This is a genomic window from Streptomyces sp. NBC_00400 (assembly GCF_036048035.1).
In the GTDB taxonomy this organism is placed as follows: Bacteria; Actinomycetota; Actinomycetes; order Streptomycetales; family Streptomycetaceae; genus Streptomyces.
Window position 1 is genome coordinate 1,637,816 of the sequence record NZ_CP107940.1, and the last position, 19,523, is coordinate 1,657,338.

Genomic DNA, 19,523 nt, shown 5'->3' on the forward strand with positions numbered 1-19,523 from the left:
GACTGCTCCCACGGCCGTCCCCTTATTTCGTCTCTGCGTCATGTGCGTAGTGGTGCGCCGTCGTCGACGGCGCGGGCCGGCCGCGGGTCAGCGCGCGGTCAGACCCCAGGCCAGGGCCAGTGCTGCCGAAGGGGCCAGTGCGCCCACTCCCCAGCGGATGGCCCGGTATTTGGCGGCCAGGATCGAGCTGACGTCCACGGCCTGGACGAGCAGCCACCCGGCCGGATCACGCCCCGCCTCGGCGAGCTCGGCGGACAGCCGCGCGAGGTCGTGGGGAGCCAGCAGGTCGCCGAAGAACGTCACCCCGCTCCCGCTGCGGAGCGTGCCGGTACGCGGCATGAGCACCCGGACCAGCGCGGTCACCGCGACCGCCCAGAGCAGACCCGCGACGACCAGCGTGATGTCGGCGGGCCCGTGCCATTCGGGCGTGCCGTGCCGCCCGATCAGGAACGCGGGCAGTGCCAGCGCCCCGGAGAGCAGCACAGCCGCCTTCGAGTCGGCCCGGCCGAGGTCTTCCCGGACCGTGAGCAGCAGTCGTTCCGCGATGCGTTCCCCCGTCCGGCCGTGCCCGTGCAGACCCCCGTCCGGCACCGGCACGACCGGATCGGGGGAGGTGTGTGCGCCGCCGTCGGCAGCCATCAGTCCTCCTCCGCCCAGGACCATCCGTCGTCCCGGCTGCGGCTCCGGCGGCGGGGCGGCTCCGGTGCGGCGTCCTCCTCCTTGCTCGGGTGGGGCCGGCCCCCGGCCCGGGAGGCCGGTTCGTCGGCCACCCAGTCCGGGGTGAACGGCTCGGGCGGATCCAGCTGCGGGGTGTCCCGGCGGGCGGGCAGCGAGCCGATGGGCCCCTGGACGTGCCGGCGGCCCCGGTTGAGGAGAGCCAGCGCCTGCGACTCCACGTCGTTGGAGTGGATCTGACCGCTGTCGACCATGGCGAAGAGCCGGTCGACGCGTTCCTTCTCGTCCTGCCTGCCCTCCTGCCGGATCTTCTCCAGGAAGTCCTTGGCGGCCTCGGGTTCGGCCGCCAGCATGTAGCTGAGCTGGTCCAGCTCCCCGCCCTGCAGCATCGCCCGGAACTTGTTCTGGTGGACCCGGGTCAGCTCGGCCGAGGCATGCGCGTCCCGGATGCCGTCCATGTGGTGGATGGTCCGGTCGTCCACCCGCAGACGGACGTACAGCCGTACCCGCAGGCCGAGTTCGGCACCCAGGTCGTCCCAGCGCCCACCGGCACAGTGACGGGTGATGGCACGGTCGGCCTGTTCGGCCTGGGCCACCGGGAATTCCGCGGAGACCTCGCGCAGCCGCTCCAGCGTCGGGGCGGTGAGCCGCCCGGCGACATCGGTGACGACCTCGGTCGCCACCAGATGGGGATCGCTCACGGACCAGTGGATGTCCACCTCGGCCTTGAAGAACGTGGTGCCGCCCGCGGCCGGCAGCTCCATCTGGAGCGTCGTCTCGAAGGTGCCGAGCGCGATCTCGCAGATGGTGTGCGGCCGGGCCAGCGCCCGCTTGTCGTAGTGCTGGACACCGGAGACGGTGGCCACGCTGTAGCCGCCGTTCCGGTAGAACAGCACCGAGGCCGTGCGGGCACTCGTCTGCCGGAACGGGCCCGCCGGTGTGTACTCCCGCAGGAACGGGCCCGCAGGGCCCGGGCCGTACTCCGCGCCCCCGTCCGGCGCCACGCCCTCGTGCTCAGCCATCCCTCTCCTCCTCGCCCGTCCGGTCCCGCGGCGGGACGGCGAGCCACCACAAGGAGCGCGCCTGCGCGTCGGGGAGCGGATTCTCCGGATCGTTCATCATCCGGCGCAGCAGCCAGTCCAGCCGCCGCCGGTCGTGCTCGTTTGTCATCAGCGCGGGCAGCAGCGCCGCCAGGCCCGGCTGGGTCCACTGCCCTCCGCCCTTGCGCACGGCGGATCGCAGCAAGTCCTCCAGCGCGTCCACGGCCACCTCTTGCGACCGTGGGGTGTTGAGCGCGGTCCACATCAAGTCGGCCATGGGGAGGACGAGTTCGGGACGCGTGGCGGCGAGGGCGAGCGGCAGCGGCCAGTCCCCGCGGTCCGCCAGCGGGGAGCCGGGCTCGTCGTTCAGCACCTCGTCCACCGGGGTCACGGCGAGCCGGACGGTGGTCACCAGACCGAGGTCCTGGTACGCCTCGCGTCGGTGGTGGGTCCAGTCGGACATCCGCCGCAGCACCTGCGCACCGTCCGGGAGGGCCAGCAGCCGTACGACGTTGAACGAGGCGGCCGCCAGCTGGTCCCCGTTGTCGCGCACCCCGATCCGGGCCAGGGCGTCCAGGGCGTCGTCCGTCGTGGCGGCGGCGTTCCCGTAGCCCAGCGCCATCGCCGCGGTCCAGCGGAGCGGCTTCGTCCCGTACCTGCTCCAGTCGTCGACGAGCTTGCACACCGCCCTGCGGTGCGTGGCGTGGCCGGCCGCCTGGTCCAGCGTGGTGGCCGCAAAGATCCTCCGGCGTGGCGTGGACGCCTCGGCGAGCGGCCGGATCAGCTCCGCGTAGCCGTGGTCGAAGTCCCGTACGCACAGCTCCCCGGCGGCTACCGCGGCGCGCATCCACGCCTGGGGGCGGGGGTCGTCCGCCAGCAGCCGCAGCCACCGGACGACCGGCGCCCTGGTGGGGAAGTGCCGGTCCCAGATCTCGGTCAGCACCGCGGCGGGCAGGGCGGAACCCTGGTACCAGATCAGCTGGGCGCCCACCTCGGCGCCGGCCACCTCGACCGTGCCGTCGGTCGGTTCGGCACGCGAGAGTGCCAGATCGGATTCCGGGTCGTCACAGAACAGCGGGCGTGCGGGCGTGTTGTCCGGATCGCTCTGTACGGACAGTTCCCAGGTCAGCAGATGTGCGGCGGTGGCCACGACGCTGCGCGAGGCCCCGCCCAGTACGGCGAGCGCGATACGGAACGCCACCGGGTGGAAGAGGGCCGCCGTACCCGGCCGCCCCGCGCTCGGCTCCGTACCGGAGGGAGGCGCGGCCAAGGCCCGGTCCACGCCGGCGAACCACTCCCTGGCCTGGTCCGCAGCCAGGCTCCGGCAACCGGACAGCAGCTCCTCGTACGAGACGTCACCCAGCAGATGCCCGGCCAGCAGCGACGCGACCAACTCGGCCTCGGAGGGCCGCAGTTCCTCCAGCCCGACGGCGTCCCTGACCGCTTTCCCGCGCGCCAGCTCCTCCGCCTGGCTCAGCAGGTCCGCCACCCGGGGCCCGCCGTCCGGGGTTCCGGCCTGCGCGGTGGCGAGGCGGTCCTCCAGTCGTTCCCGCAGCCGGGTGGTGAGCAGTTCCTGCGTGGGTACGGGCGGGCAGCGCATCCCGTACCGGCCGGCCAGCAGCGGGTTCGCCGCCGATCCGACCGTCACGACGATCACCGCGAACGAGGCGCGCTCGTCCAGGGCCGCGGCCAGCCCGTCCAGGTCCATCTCGTCCGGCGGCAGCGAACCAGGACCGGCGAGGGAGAGCTCCAGCAGGTACCCGGTGCCGGGCCGCTCCTCCAGCGAGCCGGCCAGCCCCCGTACGTCCGGGTCGACCCGCCGCACCCGGGAGCCGGTCCCGGTCTCCGTGCCCTGGTCGCTCCCCACCCGGGCGGTGACCTCGTCGAGGAGCGCGAGCGCGGTGCTGGTACGTCCGGTACCGGGCGCGGCCCCGAGCACCAGCAGCCGACGGGCATCGAGCGCATTGCGCAGCTGCACGTACCCCTTCGGCTCCACATGGACCCGGCGGAGCCGGCGCAGCTCCTCGTCGGGAACGGGCCCGCTGCGCATCCCCGCGTTGGACTGGCGGGCGTCCATCCGCAGATGGATATCGCCGATATGGGCGCTCTGGATATACGAACGGTCGAAGCTGTTCAGGTCCCGGCCGGTGTCGAACAGCATCCGGGTGGAGCGGCGGGCCCGCGAGGCGGCGGCGAGATCGGTGGGGCCGTCCTCGCCCTCCGCCTCGGCGAGCGGATCGCGGGTGTGCTCCCTGAACCGCCCTGCGGCGCGCTCCCGTTCCTTCTCCTTCTCCGCCGCCTCACCGTCAGCAAGGTCCCCGCCGTCCGCCGCTCCTTCTTCCCCACGCGGCCTGTCGTCGCCGTCCCCGGCCCTGGCCTTGTGGCCGGCTTCGGGAGCGGGGCCCCCGGCCGGCTTCCGGGGCGCGGGGCCCGGGGAAGCGTCCGCCTGCTGTTGTTCCTCGGCCACGTGACTCAGTCCTTCCGTGGCCCGGCGCCACCGGTGATCCGCCCGATGTGCACGGGCTGCTGGTACACGTTGTCCCGGTGCTGGGACATGTCGCCGTGAACGGTGTAGCGGGCACCCGGGGCACCGGTCCGGTCGTCCCCGTCCGTGCCGTCGTCCGGGACATCCGTGTCGTCGTCCGGGATATCCGGTCCGGCGGCCTCGGCCCCCGCCTCCCCCCTCGCGGGCGTCTCCGTACCGGCCGGCGGCGGATCACCGAGCGGCACCGCCGGAGCGGGCCGCCCCGGGAGATGGAACCAGGCGGTGACCGCGCCCTCCTTGAGCTCCGGACGGGCCGAGGAGTAGCGCGCGGGCTCGATGAACTTGCCGCCGCTGCTGACCACGTCCTCGTACAGCGACTCCGAGACCACCAGCACGAGGTCGGCTCGTTCGGCATCCAGCAGCTGCCTGGCGACGGGAGAATCCGCCAGCCGGCAGGCGAGGTCCACCGCGCGCCCGCTGATGCCCCGGCCGTCGTGCCGGACCGGACCGACGTGCATACCCACCCGCAGACCGAGGGGTACGCGCAGGGCGCGGTTCTCGTCCCGCAGGCTCTCGTGCACCTCGACCATCCACAGGCCGAGCAGCCGGGTCACGGCGATCCGGCCGGCCACCGACAGCAGCACGCCATCGCCGCGGTCCTCCATGTGGACGGCGTCCCGCGCCACCTTGGCATGGGTGAACGCCGCTTCCAGGACCCGGTAGATCCGGGCGCGCATCCGCGGTTTGTCCACATCGTCGTACGCACCGGAACGCCGGGCGTCGACGCTGATCACCAACTCGTAGCGCGCTTCGGCGACATCCATCGTGTCGTCGTCCACTCCGTACCCCCTGTCCTGTCGGCTCGGTGTCCCCCTCAGCTTCGGGCCCGGGACCAAGGCCGTCTGTAGCCGTTTACACACGGCCGGGCGTGACTTTCACTCCTGATGGCCGCCCGCGAGGAGGGCGAGCAAGGCGGGGTCGAGAATTTCCACCATCCGGTTGCCCGTCCGCACGACCTGCTGGGTACGCAGCAGCCGCAGGGCCTTGGCGACGGCTTCGCGGGTGGCCCCGACGGTGGCGGCGAGCTCGTCCTGAGCCAGATGGACGACGGCGCCCGCGGGCGAAGGGCCCGGGAGAGAAGGCGCGTAGGGGCCGGAGGGTTCGGCCCGGGAGAGTTCGGTGAGCCGGGCGGCCAAGCGCTGCAACACGGTGAGCGAGGCGAGTGCGGACCGCTCCTGGTCGGCACTGCGGAGCCGGAAGGTGAGCTGGCGTATCACCAGACCGCTGACGCGGGGGTGCAGGGCGAGAAAGCGACGGAACGCGTCGCCGGATATGACCTGGGCCTCTATGGGGCCCAGGGCCCGTACGGTGGCGCTGCGCGGGTGGCTGTCCAACGCGGCCATCTCCCCGAGGAGTTCGCCGGGGCCGCGCAGGCCGAGTATCAGCCGGGTGGCACCGCGGTCCGTCTCCACGGAAACGGTCACCCAGCCCGCAAGCACGATCATTACGTGACTGGAACGGTCGCCTTCGGTCAGAAGATGAGCATCGGCCGCATAACGCTTCCGATTTCCGAGGGCCATCACGCCCTCGTTTTCCTGGACCGTCAGAGCACGCGCGAACGCCAGCTCATCACCGAGCAGCCCCATGGCCATTCCCCCCACGGCATTCCGGATGGCCTGATTTCCACTGTCGTTGATAGTCGCAGAGTGACGCTCCCGGGGGAGGTAATCGCGCCATATTGGCGGTACTCATAGGTAGATATCGAACTGCCAGGTAGATCGCCCGCCACTCTCCCTGCACTCACCCCCTTTCCCCCTCCCGCACCCGCACACGAGGCCCTGAGCCCCACTCGCCCCGCCCCCTTCTCCACCGACGATGCCGAGGTCAGGCCGCACCCGCGGACGTATCGGACGCATCGCCGACCGAAGCGGAAGCGGCACGAAGGCTTGGCGAAAACTCGGGTTTTCGACGACCAGGCGCTGATTCAGCACACATGAAGGGGAGTCGGCAATTCCACAGATTCCCCCTCCCCTCCCCGTGGTTCCTCTTGGACAACATGACAGCAGAAAGGTTTCAGCGGATCGGAGAGGACCAGAGCTACGACGCACGACCCCGCGGGGCGCTTTCCGAAGATCCAATTCGCCCGCTTCCTGCACATACTCCGGGCCGATTGGCCGTATTTGGCCATATGAGTTCGGTTCGGGGCCGACGTGCCGGCGACGGCCGGCCGAGTGGCAGGCAGCCGGCGTCCGGGATGAGCTTCAGCGGATGCTGCTGGACCGGTTGCGGGCGGCGGACCGGCTGGACTTCTCCCGGGCCGCGGTCGACGCCTCGCATGTGCGGGGCAAGCGGGGCCGTCCCGCCGCAGGCCCCGTGCGGGGTGTGCCGACCGCGGGTACGACCACGACATCCACCGCCGACGGCTGCGCGAGCGGACAGGCTCGCTGCGCCGAACCTCCCCTCAGGCGCAGGCCCGTTGGCCGGTCGGCCCGGTGTGCGGCAACTGCTCCATCCGGGTGCGCGTCAACCCGGCCCCATGAGCGGTGTGCGACCTCGCACGGGGCTTGATCGGACGGGCCGGCGGGGAACAATGCAAGGTAAAATCTCGGTTGAGAATTTCCTGCCAAGAATCTGATCTGCAGGACCTGGAACCTTCCGCATTTCGCCGAGAGTAGAGAAGGAACCCATCCTCATGCCGCATCGCCTTCGGGGACGTAGAAGCCATTTTTCACGGAAGGCCGAGGGCAGAAGGGGGCGTTGGGCCGAGGCGATGCGTGCGCGCTTGGGGGCAGCCGCCGCAGGCGCAGTGGTGGTCGCCCTTCCTGCCGCAGTTGTCGCAGCACCCCCCGCTGCCGCGGCCGCCAACTCAGAGGTGGTGGTGTTCGTGCACGGGCTCAATGACACCCCTGGCGTCTGGGAAACAGCCAAAAAATATTTTTCGCACGAACACTACGCCGGTGAAGTGAAGACGTTCGATTACCGAGACGACACTCACGACCCCCTTCAGGCCAACACCAACCGATTATGGAAGTGGCTACAAAAAGAGGGCCTGACGGGGAAGCAGGTGAATTTTGTCGGGCATTCCATGGGCGGCCTCATCTCCCGCATGGTCGCCCACCAGCATAAGCAAGATCTCTCAGTGGGGTCGCTGGTCACGCTCGCTTCGCCCAATCACGGTTCCTACTTGGCGGATTGGTGCCCCAATATCCCGGCGGGGTACTGCAACGCCGCAGTTCAGGACATGAAATCACGTTCCACCACCCTCCACATCCTCAACAGCGGCACCGAGAACATGGGCGCATACAACGAGAACAACACCCTCACCTATGCCATCTCCCAGGATGAGATGGTGAAGGCGGATTCGGTCAAGCTCCGCGGAGCCGGCAATCGGCACATCAGCAGCAGTGCCGAAGAGTACTCAGAGTCCAGGGGCGGCTCGGAAGTGCATACGTCGATCGTCAGGAAAAAGAAGGTCCTCGCCGATACCCTGAACTTCATCCGGAAGGCAAACAGGGAACGCTGCTCGAAAGAGGAAGAGATCTTCGGAACTGGCGGATGGACGCGGTCACGTCTGAAGTTCTGCCTGGTAGATGACGGAAAGAACAACCTGCAGGCAAGCGCCAAGGTTCTGGAAACCCGCTATTTCTGGGGCGGTGCTTGGTATCACCCGAGCGGGAAGTGGGGATACCCCCTGACCCTGAAGGCTGATATCAGTAAGGGGGGTTCCCACCACGTCACCCTGTCAGGATCCAGCCGACCGTCAGCCAACTACGACGGGGCGGTGACGACCAACCTCTACTGGCCCGGATCCAGCGGCACCACCGGGACTTGGACGGTGAAGTTCACCTACACCCAAGTCGGCCCGTACTGGGACACGGATGCAGGCATGTACCCCAACCCCCGCACACACAGCTACACCTTCGGATAGCGCCCCGACGGCCCGCCAGAAGGCTCTCCAGCCGCGGCCGTGACCTCATGGAGGCCCGACGGCCCTCAGGCCCCCGTGACGCCGTCGATGCTCTCCCTGAGCAAATCCGCATGGCCGTTGTGGCGGGCGTACTCCTCGATCATGTGGACCAGGATCCAGCGCAGCGAAACACCCTGGCCGCCGGCGAGGCCGGCTTCTTGCTCCGAGAGGCTGCCGGTGTCGTCCAGCGAGGCGGCCGCGGTCAGCTCGCGGCTGCGTGCGACTTCCGCGTGCCAGCGGGCCAGGGCCTCGTCGATCCCGCGGTCCGCGGCCGGCGTGAAGCCGTCCGCGTTGTCCGCCTCGTGGACCGGCGGGACGTCCTGGCCGGCGAACACCCGCTGGAACCAGTTGCGTTCCACCTCCGCCAGGTGCTGGACCAGGCCCAGCAGCGTCATGGATGACGGGGTCACCGAGGCGAGGCGGATCTGACGGTCGTCCAGTCCCTCGCACTTCAGCGGGAGCGTGGCGCGATGAAAGTCCAACCAGCCTTCCAGCGTGGCGCGTTCATCGGCCTGCAGGGGCGGAATCGGCCGCCCGTCCGGTGTTGTCCCCATGCGCCACACCTTTGCACACACCACGGGCGGATGACGGGGCGAGGCACCGCCCGGCGGTCATGCGGCCAGGGGCCAAAGAGACGGGGAAGGGAGGAATGCGGGAAGGGGGAATACGGACGGTGCACTGCCGCCCGAGCGGGTCGCGCGGCCCGGGGAGAGTGGCTGAGCACTGATCAACGACATGGGGGCGGGCCCGAGGGCGGCGCACGGGGCCGACACGGCCGGGCACCCGGCGAGGGAGCACAATGCTAGATATGGGTCATGACGGAAATTTTCGGGCGAGAGGGTGACCGTTCGCAGGCGTCACCACGCTCCCCCGGACAGCGCCTCCGCTCGCTGCTGACCATGCACAGCGTGGCGGGCCGGGTGTGCGTGCCGCAGCTCGCCCTCGCGGTGCTGCTGGTCATCATCGCGGCCGTCGTGGCTCCCGCCCGCCAGGCGGAGGGCGCGAGCATGCAGGAGGCCCGTCAGCGCGCCCCCGCCGGGGCCGCCGCCTTCGCCCCTGCGCCGGGAACCCTCGCCGCGATGACATCCCGCGACCCCACCGCGCTGCTGCAGCCCCGGGCGGAGGCGGCGCGTCAGGCCTCCGGTGTCGACCCGGCCGCCTGGTCCGTGCCCGTCGGGATCCGCGTCCAGCGGGCGGGCGAGCCGGTGGTGGACCAGTTGCCGATGCTGCTCGGCGCCGTTGCCGGCGGACTGCTGGTGGTCGCCGGCGGGGCGGCATGGCTGAGCCGTCGGCAGCGGCGGCAGACGCACGGGCTGCATCCGGCCGACTTGCGGCGGATGTACGAGCACCACGACGCGGTGCTGCACGCCGTACGGGAGGGCGTGCTGATCATCGGCAGCGACGGACGGCTGCTGCTCGCCAACGACGAGGCCCGGCGGCTGCTCGGGCTGCCCCCGGACACGGAGCGGCGCCCGGTCGCGGACCTGGGTCTGGAACCGCGGCTGAAAGCGCTGTTGACCTCGGGGCGGAAGGCGACCGACGAGGTGCTGCTGGCGGGCGACCGGCTGATCGGGGTCAGCGTCCGGCCGACCGCTCCCCACGGCGGACCCGCCGGAACCGTGGTGACGCTGCGGGACACCACCGAACTGCGGGCCCTGGCCGGCCGGGCGGGCGTGGCCCAGGAGCGGCTGAAGCTGATCTACGACGCCGGGCTGCGGATCGGCACCACGCTGGAGGTGGGTCGCACCGCCGAGGAGCTGGCCGAGGTCGCGGTGCCCCGGTTCGCCGAGGTGGCCACCGTCGAGCTGCTGGAACCGGTGCTGCGGGGCGACGAACCGGCGGCCGGGGCGGGTACCGACCTGCGGCGGATGGCGGTCCGTGGGGTCCTCGACGAGTCGGCGATCTACCGGGTGGGCGAAGTGCTCAGGGTGGTGTCCGGTACGCCGATGGCAACGGCTCTGGAGAGCGGCCGTCCGGTCCTGGTGGACGATCTGCGCAGGTCGGACGAGTGGCGGCGGCAGGATCCCGCAGGCGCCCAGCGGGTGCTGGACGCCGGTATCCGGTCGCTGATCGCCGTACCGCTGCAGGCGCGGGGCGTGGTGCTGGGGCTGGCCGGCTTCTGGCGGAGCGGGACCTCCGGCGGCTTCGGGGAAGGGGATCTGGCCTTCGCCGAGGAGCTGACCGCGCGGGCCGCGGTCGCGATCGACAACGCCCGCCGCTACACCCGTGAGCACACCACGGCCGTCACCCTGCAGCGCAGTCTGCTGCCGCAGACCCTGCCCGAACAGTCGGCCCTGGTGGTGGCGCACCGCTATCTCCCCGCGCACGCCGGGGTCGGCGGCGACTGGTTCGATGTCATCTCCCTGCCCGGTGCCCGGGTCGCGCTGGTGGTCGGCGATGTCGTCGGACACGGTCTGCACGCCGCCGCCACCATGGGCCGGCTGCGCACCGCGGTCCACAACTTCTCCGCTCTCGACCTGCCGCCCGACGAACTGCTCAACCACCTGGACGAACTCGTCACCCATATCGATACCGACGAGGTGCAGGCGGCGGGGTCCGGCACCGGTGAGGAGGGCGGGGGCAGGGGCGGGGCCGAGAACGAGGGACCGTGGCCGGGCGGCACCGGCACGGGCAGCGACGGCCGGGGGGCGCCCGCGCACCCGGGCCGCACCGGCATCACCGGCGCGACCTGCCTGTACGCCATCTACGACCCGGTCGGCGGCCGGGCCACGCTGGCCAGGGCGGGCCACCCGGGGCCGGCCGTGATCGCCCCCGACGGCACCGTGTCGTTCCCCGAGGTGCCCGTCTCCCCGCCGCTGGGACTGGGCGGCAACGAGCCGGTGGAGGTCACCGAGCTCGCCCTGGGCGAAGGCTCGCGGCTGGTGCTGTACACGGACGGGCTGATCGAGGGCCGTGACCGCGATGTCGGCACCGGCCTGGAGGTGCTGCGAACGGCCCTGGCGACGGCGGCGGACGACACCCCGGAGCAGATCTGTACAGCGGTCCTCGACACGATGCTGCCCGAACACCCCGGTGACGACGTCGCCCTGCTGGTGGCCCGTACCCAGCTGCTGGAACCCGGCCGGGTCGCCGAATGGGAGGTGCCCTCCGATCCGGCGGCCGTCGCGCGCATCCGGTCGGCGTGCCTGGGCACGCTGGAGTCCTGGGGCCTGGTGGCGCTCGCGTTCACCACCGAGCTGATCCTCAGCGAACTGATCACCAACGCCATCCGCTACGGGGCCCAGCCGATCCGGGTACGGCTGCTGTACGACCGTGCGCTGATCTGCGAGGTCTTCGACGGCACCAGCGCCTCCCCGCATCTGCGCCGGGCGGCCACCACGGACGAGGGCGGCCGCGGCCTCTTCCTCGTCGCCCAGTTCGCCCAGCGCTGGGGCACCCGTTACACACCGAACGGCAAGATCATCTGGACGGAGCAGTCCCTCGACGGCGGCCGCCCGGAGCCCGGCCCGGACTCGGCCGACGGCATCCTCGACCAGTGGGACGACGTGCCTGCGCTGTGACGTCGGGGACGTCGGGGACGTCGGAGACGTCGCCGACCTCGGATGCACCCCTCCTGCCCGCTGGCTAAGCTCGTGGAAGGGGCCGAAGATCTGATCTTGGAGGCTCCCATGGTGCAGCTGCCCGAAGCGCGTGATCTGGCCCCCCGGCTCGCCACCGGTGCGTTCATCCTGAATTCCGGGCTGACGAAGCTGCGGGCGGACCAGGCCACCGCGGAGGCCGTACACGGCATGGCCTGTGTGGCGTACCCGTTCCTGGACAGGATTCCCGCCGAGCGGTTCACCCGGCTCCTGTCGTGGTCGGAGCTCGTGGTCGGCGGCGCGCTGCTGGCGCCGTTCGTACCCACCCGGCTGGCCGGACTGGCGCTGACCGGGTTCTCCGGCGGGCTGGTCGGTCTGTATCTGCGTGTCCCGGGGTTGCGGCAGGAGGGAAGTCTGCGGCCGACCCAGGACGGGATTCCGATGGCCAAGGACACCTGGATGCTGGGCATCGGACTCGGGTTTCTGGGCGCGTCCGGCCGCCGGCGGCGGGCCGCGGCGGTCCGGCAGCACCGGCACGGGGCGTGCTGCCGGCGCCACCACCGGGGGCGTTGCCGGTGGTGAGCGTCGCGAGGGCCCGGTGCGTGCCGGCCGTGCGCGGGCAGACCCCGGTCAGCCGGCCGAGTGCCGCCGGACGGCCCGTACGGCGGCGGCGCAGCCCGCGCCCATGACACCGGCGAGCACGAGGACCAGCAGGCCCGTCCGGTCCTGCGGCTGGAAGGCCAGGTCGGAGCGCTGGTTCAGCACGAAGCCGTCGTAGAACATCCACGACACCAGGGCCACCACGGGCACCACGGCCGGCCGGGCGAGGGAGGACACGGCCACCGTCAGCAGGGCGAAGACCGCGAGCGCGACCGCGGCGTGTGCGGTCTGTCCGGTCAGCATCAGGGCGGTCACCAGCAGCGCCGCTCCCAGGGCGCCGAGCGGCAGCGCGAGGTCACGGGTGAGGGTGTGGCCGGGCGGTGCCCGATGGGCCGGCCGGGTACGGGGCGGTGCCGCCCGCGGGAGGTGCGAGGTGCGGCGGGTGTGCGGGGCGTAGGGGAGATACGGGTGGTGGGGGCGGTAGGAGGTCGCCGGACGGTGAAGGGTGGCCACAGGGAACACCTCCTGCTGTGGTCCGCGCGGCGGACCGTTCGGTCCCGTGGGCCCGCGGTGGACCCTTGCCGCCAGAGTGCGCGCGGGAGTCGGTGCGGGAGCCCCGCCGCGCCGTCCTTTAACGCCCTGCGTACGGGCAGCGGATGCTTTCTGACACGGCCTTGACGGCACGGTGAACACGCTCCGGACGGCAGAGGCGAACCCACCGATGTCGCCCGGCACGGGGTGGGCCGAGGCGCCGCTGATGTGGTGATGCATACTCGCTCCTCGTTGCCCGAACGACGACCGATGATCGGCAGGCCTTCCCCGCATGACCACTGTCGAGGCGGACCCCACGCCCCCCACCCCCACCTCCCGACGGTGGCGCGCCTGGCTCCTGGACGGGCTCAGCAGCCAGGCCGCCCGCCACCCCGGGCCGCACGGCACCCCGCCGGCCGAGCACAAAGGCCACTCCTGGTGGCGCGTCATGTGCCTCACGGGCGTCGACTACTTCTCCACACTGGGCTACCAGCCGGGCATCGCCGCGCTGGCGGCCGGACTGCTCTCGCCGTTCGCCACGCTCGTGCTGATCGCGCTGACCCTGCTCGGCGCGCTGCCGGTGTACCGCAGGGTCGCCAAGGAGAGCCCGAACGGCGAGGGTTCGATCGCCATGCTGGAGCGACTGCTGCCGTGGTGGGCGGGGAAGCTGCTGGTCCTGGTGCTGCTGGGGTTCGCCGCGACGGACTTCATCATCACGATGACGCTGTCCGCCGCCGATGCCTCGGCGCATGTCGTGGAGAACCCCTTCGCCCCTCCCCTGCTGCACGGCGCGAACCTGTGGATCACCCTGGTGCTGCTGGCCGCCCTGGGCGCGGTGTTCCTCAAGGGCTTCCGTGAGGCGATCGGCATCGCCGTCGGCCTCGTCGGGACCTATCTGGTGCTGAACGTCGTGGTCCTGGCCACCGCGGCCTGGAATGTGCTGTCGCACCCGGTGGTGGTCGGCAACTGGTGGAGCGCGATGACCGCCGAGCACTCCTCGCCGGTGGCGATCGTCGGTGTGGCGCTGCTGGTCTTCCCCAAGCTGGCGCTGGGCATGTCCGGCTTCGAGACGGGCGTGGCGGTGATGCCGCAGGTACGGGGCGCCGCCACCGACACCGCGGCGCACCCGGCCGGCCGGATCCGGGGCACCCGCCGGCTGCTGACCACGGCGGCCCTGGTCATGAGCTGCTTCCTGCTGCTGTCGAGCCTGGCCACCACGCTGCTGATCCCGCAGAAGGAGTTCGCGACCGGCGGTTCGGCCAACGGGCGTGCGCTGGCCTACCTCGCGCACGAGTACCTGGGCGAGGCCTTCGGCACCGTCTACGACCTCTCCACCATCGCCATCCTCTGGTTCGCCGGCGCCTCGGCGATGGCGGGACTGCTCAACCTCGTACCGCGCTATCTGCCCCGGTACGGCATGGCGCCGGAGTGGGCCCGTGCGGTGCGTCCGCTGGTGCTGATCTTCCTGGCCACCGCCTTCGGCATCACCTTCTTCTTCAACGCCAGCGTCGACGAGCAGAGCGGCGCGTACGCGACCGGTGTGCTGGTGCTGATGCTCTCGGCGTCGTTCGCCTCCACCGTGGCCGCCCGCCACCGGCGGCTGCGGGCGGCCACGGTCGGCTTCGGCGCCATCACCCTCGTCTTCGGCTACACCCTGGTCACCAACGTCATCGAACGGCCGGACGGCCTGAAGATCGCCCTGATGTTCATCCTGGGCATCTTGCTGACCTCGTTCGCCTCACGGGTTCACCGGGCCTTCGAACTGCGCGCCGTACAGGTCGATTTTGACGAGACGGCCGAGCGGCTGATCGGCGCCGCGATGGCGGCCGGGCCACTGCGGGTCATCGCCAACGAGCCCGATGAGCGGGACGCGGCGGAGTACCGGGAGAAGGAGTACAGCCAGCGCGAGGAGACCCATATACCCGACGGCCGGCCGGTGCTGTTCCTCGAAGTGACCGTCAGGGACTCCTCGGACTTCACCACGGACCTGCACGTCCGGGGCGAGGAGCGGTACGGGGCGCAGATCCTGCGGGTGGAGGGGGCCGGCGTGGCGAACACCATCGCCGCCGTGCTGATGCAGCTGCGCGAGCACACCGGCCAGGTGCCGCACGCCTACTTCAACTGGACCGAGGGCCATCCGTTCAGCCATCTGCTGCGGTTCCTGGTCTTCGGCGACGGCGAGGTCGCCCCGGTCGCCCGGGAGGTCCTGCGCCGCGCCGAGCCCGACCCGGCCCGGCGCCCGCGGGTGCACGTCGGCTGAGTCACGGGACCCGCTCAGGGCCACCCGCACACAGCTCCCCCGACCGGCTGTGACAGGCTGCCCGCAGATGCCCGGCCGGTCAGGTCGCCGGGCCGAGGAGAGCGGGAACAGCGCCCATGAACACGCCGGACACCTCGGGCCGGGAGACCGTCACCCCTGCCGTACACCGCGCTGCCGTCGCGGCGGAGACCGCGAGGTTCGTGGCGGCACTGGACGGTGCGCAGCTGTCGCTGCCGGTGCCCGGCTGCCCCGACTGGACGCTCCTCGACCTGGTCCGGCACACCGGGAGCGTGCAGCGGTGGTTCTCCCTCCTGCTGCGTCAGCGCATCCAGGAGCCACCGCGCAGCCGCGAGGTGGAACTGGAGCTTCCCGCGGACGACAACGGCTGGGCCGACTGGCTGACGGCGAGCGCGGCCCGGGCAGCCGACGCGTTCGCCGGGACCGACCCGGACGCCCCGATGTGGGCCTGGGGCGCCGATCACCACGCCCGGTTCTGGATGCGGCGGATGCTGTTCGAGACCCTGGTGCACCGCACCGACGCGGAACGCGCCGTGGGTGCCCGCACGGTGATCGACCCCGTCCTCGCGGCCGACGGCGTGGACGAGTTCCTGGTCAATCTGCCGTTCGCAACCTCCTTCGCCCCCGGAGTGGCGCACCTGCGCGGCAACGGTGAGACCCTGCGCTTCCGGTGCACGGACACGGCCGGCGACTGGCTGGTCCACCTGCGGCCCGACGGTTTCGAGGCAGCGCCGCAGTCCGGAGACGCGGCAGCCGGCCCCGCCGACGCCGTCGTACAGGGCCCCGCCGCGGACCTGCTGCTCCTCCTCTACGGCCGCCCGGCCCGCGACGCGGACACCGTCGAGAAGACCGGCAACGAGGAACTGCCGGCACGCTGGTTCACCCACTCCGCGTTCTGAGGGGGCGGTCGGCGCTCCGTGGCAGCGTGGGGGCCCATGTGTCATGCCGGTTCGTTCACACTCACACCAGTTCGACCCCCCGGGCCACTCCTCCGGCGCCCCACTACGGGGAAGGGCGACTCGCTCCGGGTCCGCTCCAGCTGCTGCCATCGACTGGTGCGCCAGCAGAACACAGTTACCGGTGTCCGCCCCGTCCGGCATCGTTGATGTCAGCCGTAGATGTCAGGTGCTTTCTGATCCGTGGCATGCCTTCTGCATCACTCGTCTGCACTGCAGAGATCGCCGGCGACCGATTGCCCGCTGAGGCTGGGAGCTGACGCGGGGCCCTGCGTTGCTTGTTGAGGAGCCACCTGGCCAGAGGTAACTGGGGCGCGACAAGCACCCCCGCCCCCGAAGGAAAGGAGAAGCTACCTTCGCATGTCACACCGCACTGCCGTGGTGGCGGAAGCCACCTGGGCGCTCAGATGGGCAGGAGCTCTGCTGTGCCTCGCGGTCGCCGCCATCCACGTTGTGGACCAAGGCGGCCTCACAGCAACGAAGGACCCCTCCTACATAGGCGTCGCCTACCACGTCCTGGAGATCGCGGCCGTGATCGCCGCGGTCCTGCTTCTCCTCGGCCTCGTACGACTGGGATGGTTGCTGGCAGCTGGGGTGGCCCTCGGCCCCCTGGTGGGCTATGTCCTCTCCAGAGGGCCGGGGCTGCCCCACTTCAGCGATGACATCGGCAATTGGACAGAGCCGCTTGGGCTGGTCAGCCTGGCCGTCGAAGGAGCCCTCCTCCTGCTGTCGGTGCCGCTCTTCGTGCGGAGCTTGCGACGCAGACCCTAAAACTGCGCAGCTCCGGATGGAATGTGCCAGAGCGGGGCCTGGTACTGATCCGGGTGGCTGCTGAGCAGTAGTGCTCTGACGTCCTGGCGCTGGTTGCCGCTGCGGCCGAAGGCTTCGGTGAGCCGGCGGAAGGTTGCGTGGGTGATTCCGCGGGACCGGGCGTCGGTCTCGAAGTCGTCGAGCCGGTGGAGGATGGCTTCCGGGTCGAGCCTTTGTGTCTGCTGGGTAGGCCTCAAACCTTCCCCTGTGGGCGACTAAGACTCCAGCCCCCGCGGCCCGCCCCTGAGATAGCCGGTGACCATGGCGACCAGTTCGTTCTCCAGGCGGGCGGGGTCAAGAGGGTCGGGCGCGGCGACGAGTTGGTGGACGAGCAGTTCGACCGTGGAGACGACGAGCCGCACGGCGATATGCATGTCGTCGACCCGGCTCTCCGGATGGTTCTCGATCAGCTCGCGGACATAGGCGGTCCGCGACTGCTGGTACCGGGACCTCTTTTCCAGCAGCTCCGGGGAGCGGGGAACCTGTTCGACCATGATGCGGAGGAGCTGCGGGTCGTCCAGGTGGTTCTCGATCGAGAGACGCACATAACCGCGGATGGCTTCTTCAAGGGGGCGGGGCGGCCCCTCGTCCTCATGGCAGGCGGTGGCGGCCATTCCCGCGTCCAGGTGCCGGGTCACCAGCTCCACCAGGATCACGTCCTTGTTCGGGTAGTACTGGTACAGCGAGCCGATGGAGATCTGTGCCCGCTCGGCGATCCGGTTGGTGGTCCCGGCGGCATGGCCGTACTCCGCGAAAACGTGAGCAGCGGCCGCGAGAATCCGCTGCCGGGTGAGCTCGGCCCGGGCCTGACGGGGCTGTTTACGTGGCTGGAGTCCACCTCGTCCCGACGTCATGGCACCTCCTTGACAGCGCGGCGAATGCGAGTAGCGCGAGACCTGAGTAATTGCTCACAATAGTGCCATGACCTGCGGCGGAGCGGACGTCGCACTCTTCTGCACGGTCGCCTGCCCGTGCTCCCCCTCCGGAAGGAGCCCCCGCGTGACGCAGACCAGCACACGCCCCCGGCGGGTCTCGCCCGCCGATGTCCGTGCCCGGCTCGGCGAACCCGAGGAGAGGATCAGAGCCAAGATCCTCGGCTGTATAGACGAGCACTTCCACCGCTTCATCGCCCACTCCCCCTTCCTGACGATGGCCACGGCGGACGCGGCGGGCCGCGCCGACTGCTCGCCCCGTGGCGACTATCCGGGGTTCGTGAAAGTCCTGGACGCGCACACGCTCGCCCTCCCCGACCGGCCCGGCAACAAGCTCGCCGACTCCTTCCGCAACCTCGCCGAGAACGACGGGATAGGGCTGGCCTTCCTGATCCCCGGGCTGCCCGAGATTCTTCGCGTCAACGGCCGCGCCTACCCCACCGACGAGCCCGACGTGCTCGCCCGGATGCGGACCGAGGCGCGCGAGCCGGAGCTCGCGCTCGTGGTGGACGTCGCCGAGGCGTACTTCCACTGCGGGCGCGCGCTCCTCCGCTCCCGGCTGTGGGACCCCGCCAGCCAGGCCCTCGCCGACGAGATCCCGTCGCCCGGCGAGGTGACCGCGGCCCAGTTCGGCCTCGACACCGCCCCGGCCGACATCGACGCCGCACTCGAAGAGGTCTACCGCAAGCTCTACTGACCGCAACGACCGGGCCTGCCCCAGGACTTCCCCTAGGACTATCCATGCAGCAAACCGTCGTCGACCGCATCGAACCCATCGCCGAAGACACCGTCACCCTCCGCCTGCGCGGCACCACAGGGCCGCTCGCACCCTGGGAGCCCGGAGCGCACATCGACCTGGCGCTGCCGAACTGGCTCACCCGGCAGTACTCGCTGTGCGGAGACCCGGCCGACCGGGAGTCCTACCGCATCGCCGTACGCCACGAACGCCTCAGCCGGGGCGGATCGGAATATGTCCACCGGTTCCTGCGCCGGAGCCGCACCCTCGATGTGTCCCTCCCCCGCAACCACTTCCCGCTCGTCCCCGCGCCCGCCTACCTCTTCCTCGCGGGCGGCATCGGGATCACCGCCGTCCTGCCGATGCTGCGCGCGGCGGCCGGGTCGGGCGTCCCGGTCTCCCTCGTGTACGTGGGGCGCTCGGCCGCGACCATGCCGTTCGCCGGCGAGCTGCGGGCCGCGTACGGCGAGCGGGTCCGGATCGTCGCCACCGCGGAGCAGGGCAGGCCGGACCTCGCGGCCCTGGCAGCGGGGCTGGCACCCGGCACGCTGGTCTACTGCTGCGGCCCCGCCTCGATGCTGGCTGCGGCGGAGGCCGCGTTCCCGGCCGAACGGCTGCGCGTGGAACGGTTCCGCCCGGCGCCCAAGACGTTCGGCCCCGACACGGAGTTCGAGGCGGTGTGCGCGCGGTCGGCGCGTACGGTCCGGGTGCCGGCCGACAAGACGCTGCTCGACGCCCTGGCACACGCCGGGCACCCTCTCCCGTCGGGATGCCGCGAAGGCGTCTGCGGAAGCTGTGAACTCACCGTCCTCGACGGCCGGCCCGAGCACCGCGACGACATCGGCGCCCCGGAGGGCCGGATGTACGCCTGCGTCTCCCGCGCCCTGACCCCGCGCCTCGTCCTGGACCTCTGACGAGACGGGCACCGGGAACGCTCCTTTCTCATAGCCGGCATAGCCGATATAGCCGACGGA

The 19,523-nt window shown here is 71.1% G+C and carries 17 protein-coding genes and 1 pseudogene; 9 read left to right on the forward strand and 9 right to left on the reverse strand.

Annotation, left to right across the window (positions count from 1 at the left end):
• Positions 1–87: 87 nt before the first annotated feature.
• The 5 genes from OHS81_RS07200 to OHS81_RS07220 all read right to left on the reverse strand — a co-directional run bounded on the left by OHS81_RS07200 (position 88) and on the right by OHS81_RS07220 (position 5,846).
• Positions 88–639 (reverse strand): Pycsar system effector family protein, encoded by a 552-nt coding sequence (locus OHS81_RS07200; protein WP_328383518.1) that lies wholly within the window; start codon positions 637–639, stop codon positions 88–90.
• Positions 639–1,697 carry a hypothetical protein gene (locus OHS81_RS07205; RefSeq protein ID WP_328383520.1) on the reverse strand — a complete coding sequence of 353 codons (1,059 nt, stop codon included), beginning with the start codon at positions 1,695–1,697 and terminating at the stop codon, positions 639–641. Before OHS81_RS07205 ends, OHS81_RS07200 begins: the two co-directional genes overlap by 1 nt.
• Positions 1,690–4,182, reverse strand: coding sequence for a hypothetical protein (locus OHS81_RS07210; protein WP_328383522.1), 2,493 nt, complete (start codon positions 4,180–4,182; stop codon positions 1,690–1,692). The genes OHS81_RS07205 and OHS81_RS07210 overlap by 8 nt, the downstream gene beginning before the upstream one ends.
• Before the next feature lie 5 nt (positions 4,183–4,187).
• Complete coding sequence (locus OHS81_RS07215; protein WP_328383524.1) at positions 4,188–5,039, reverse strand: hypothetical protein; 852 nt, start codon at positions 5,037–5,039, stop codon at positions 4,188–4,190.
• A 96-nt stretch (positions 5,040–5,135) separates the two neighbouring features.
• Positions 5,136–5,846, reverse strand: coding sequence for a Crp/Fnr family transcriptional regulator (locus OHS81_RS07220; protein ID WP_328383526.1), 711 nt, complete (start codon positions 5,844–5,846; stop codon positions 5,136–5,138).
• A 550-nt stretch (positions 5,847–6,396) separates the two neighbouring features.
• On the opposite strand from OHS81_RS07220, the pseudogene OHS81_RS07225 reads away from it, so the two are divergent.
• Positions 6,397–6,635 (forward strand): annotated as a pseudogene (locus tag OHS81_RS07225) (IS5/IS1182 family transposase); the annotation flags it as partial.
• Positions 6,636–6,892: 257 nt separating this feature from the next.
• Positions 6,893–8,128, forward strand: a complete 1,236-nt coding sequence (locus tag OHS81_RS07230) for an esterase/lipase family protein (protein ID WP_328383528.1) — start codon at positions 6,893–6,895, stop codon at positions 8,126–8,128.
• A gap of 65 nt (positions 8,129–8,193) precedes the next feature.
• Here OHS81_RS07230 and OHS81_RS07235 read toward each other — a convergent pair whose 3' ends face one another.
• The gene (locus tag OHS81_RS07235; RefSeq protein ID WP_328383530.1) at positions 8,194–8,721 is read right to left on the reverse strand and encodes a DinB family protein; all 528 of its coding nucleotides are present in this window, start codon (positions 8,719–8,721) and stop codon (positions 8,194–8,196) included.
• A 261-nt stretch (positions 8,722–8,982) separates the two neighbouring features.
• Between OHS81_RS07235 and OHS81_RS07240 the strand changes: the two genes are divergently transcribed.
• Positions 8,983–11,688: a SpoIIE family protein phosphatase gene (locus tag OHS81_RS07240; protein WP_443058663.1), complete on the forward strand. Its 2,706-nt coding sequence runs from the start codon at positions 8,983–8,985 to the stop codon at positions 11,686–11,688.
• Positions 11,689–11,796: 108 nt separating this feature from the next.
• Positions 11,797–12,288 (forward strand): hypothetical protein, encoded by a 492-nt coding sequence (locus OHS81_RS07245; RefSeq protein ID WP_328383532.1) that lies wholly within the window; start codon positions 11,797–11,799, stop codon positions 12,286–12,288.
• Between the two features lie 48 nt (positions 12,289–12,336).
• On the opposite strand, the gene OHS81_RS07250 is transcribed toward OHS81_RS07245, so the two are convergent.
• A complete protein-coding gene (locus tag OHS81_RS07250) occupies positions 12,337–12,819 on the reverse strand; it encodes a DUF4118 domain-containing protein (protein WP_328383534.1) in 483 nt (160 codons plus the stop codon).
• A gap of 310 nt (positions 12,820–13,129) precedes the next feature.
• On the opposite strand from OHS81_RS07250, the gene OHS81_RS07255 reads away from it, so the two are divergent.
• The 3 genes from OHS81_RS07255 to OHS81_RS07265 all read left to right on the forward strand — a co-directional run bounded on the left by OHS81_RS07255 (position 13,130) and on the right by OHS81_RS07265 (position 16,842).
• Complete coding sequence (locus OHS81_RS07255; protein ID WP_328383536.1) at positions 13,130–15,097, forward strand: amino acid transporter; 1,968 nt, start codon at positions 13,130–13,132, stop codon at positions 15,095–15,097.
• 116 nt (positions 15,098–15,213) lie between these two features.
• Positions 15,214–16,014: a maleylpyruvate isomerase family mycothiol-dependent enzyme gene (locus OHS81_RS07260; protein ID WP_328383538.1), complete on the forward strand. Its 801-nt coding sequence runs from the start codon at positions 15,214–15,216 to the stop codon at positions 16,012–16,014.
• A 417-nt stretch (positions 16,015–16,431) separates the two neighbouring features.
• Positions 16,432–16,842 (forward strand): hypothetical protein, encoded by a 411-nt coding sequence (locus OHS81_RS07265; protein WP_328383540.1) that lies wholly within the window; start codon positions 16,432–16,434, stop codon positions 16,840–16,842.
• On the opposite strand, the gene OHS81_RS07270 is transcribed toward OHS81_RS07265, so the two are convergent.
• The gene (locus OHS81_RS07270; RefSeq protein WP_328383541.1) at positions 16,839–17,078 is read right to left on the reverse strand and encodes a hypothetical protein; all 240 of its coding nucleotides are present in this window, start codon (positions 17,076–17,078) and stop codon (positions 16,839–16,841) included. The two genes, OHS81_RS07265 and OHS81_RS07270, sit on opposite strands and share 4 nt — an antisense overlap.
• Before the next feature lie 18 nt (positions 17,079–17,096).
• Positions 17,097–17,735, reverse strand: a complete 639-nt coding sequence (locus OHS81_RS07275) for a TetR/AcrR family transcriptional regulator (protein ID WP_328383542.1) — start codon at positions 17,733–17,735, stop codon at positions 17,097–17,099.
• Positions 17,736–17,880: 145 nt separating this feature from the next.
• Here OHS81_RS07275 and OHS81_RS07280 point away from each other — a divergent pair, with 145 nt between their 5' ends.
• Positions 17,881–18,510: an MSMEG_1061 family FMN-dependent PPOX-type flavoprotein gene (locus tag OHS81_RS07280; protein WP_328383543.1), complete on the forward strand. Its 630-nt coding sequence runs from the start codon at positions 17,881–17,883 to the stop codon at positions 18,508–18,510.
• Positions 18,511–18,554: 44 nt separating this feature from the next.
• Entirely contained in the window at positions 18,555–19,463 is a 909-nt protein-coding gene (locus OHS81_RS07285; protein WP_328383545.1) for a PDR/VanB family oxidoreductase, read from the forward strand.
• Positions 19,464–19,523 lie beyond the last annotated feature (60 nt).

Bases quoted from the DNA above. Each gene is read 5' to 3' on its own strand.
- OHS81_RS07200 (WP_328383518.1), bottom strand. From the start codon at position 639: ATGGCTGCCGACGGCGGCGCACACACCTCCCCCGATCCGGTCGTGCCG.
- OHS81_RS07205 (WP_328383520.1), bottom strand. From the start codon at position 1,697: ATGGCTGAGCACGAGGGCGTGGCGCCGGACGGGGGCGCGGAGTACGGC.
- OHS81_RS07220 (WP_328383526.1), bottom strand. From the start codon at position 5,846: ATGGGGCTGCTCGGTGATGAGCTGGCGTTCGCGCGTGCTCTGACGGTC.
- OHS81_RS07230 (WP_328383528.1), top strand. From the start codon at position 6,893: ATGCCGCATCGCCTTCGGGGACGTAGAAGCCATTTTTCACGGAAGGCC.
- OHS81_RS07235 (WP_328383530.1), bottom strand. From the start codon at position 8,721: ATGGGGACAACACCGGACGGGCGGCCGATTCCGCCCCTGCAGGCCGAT.
- OHS81_RS07240 (WP_443058663.1), top strand. From the start codon at position 8,983: ATGACGGAAATTTTCGGGCGAGAGGGTGACCGTTCGCAGGCGTCACCA.
- OHS81_RS07245 (WP_328383532.1), top strand. From the start codon at position 11,797: ATGGTGCAGCTGCCCGAAGCGCGTGATCTGGCCCCCCGGCTCGCCACC.
- OHS81_RS07255 (WP_328383536.1), top strand. From the start codon at position 13,130: ATGACCACTGTCGAGGCGGACCCCACGCCCCCCACCCCCACCTCCCGA.
- OHS81_RS07260 (WP_328383538.1), top strand. From the start codon at position 15,214: ATGAACACGCCGGACACCTCGGGCCGGGAGACCGTCACCCCTGCCGTA.
- OHS81_RS07265 (WP_328383540.1), top strand. From the start codon at position 16,432: ATGTCACACCGCACTGCCGTGGTGGCGGAAGCCACCTGGGCGCTCAGA.
- OHS81_RS07275 (WP_328383542.1), bottom strand. From the start codon at position 17,735: ATGACGTCGGGACGAGGTGGACTCCAGCCACGTAAACAGCCCCGTCAG.
- OHS81_RS07285 (WP_328383545.1), top strand. From the start codon at position 18,555: ATGCAGCAAACCGTCGTCGACCGCATCGAACCCATCGCCGAAGACACC.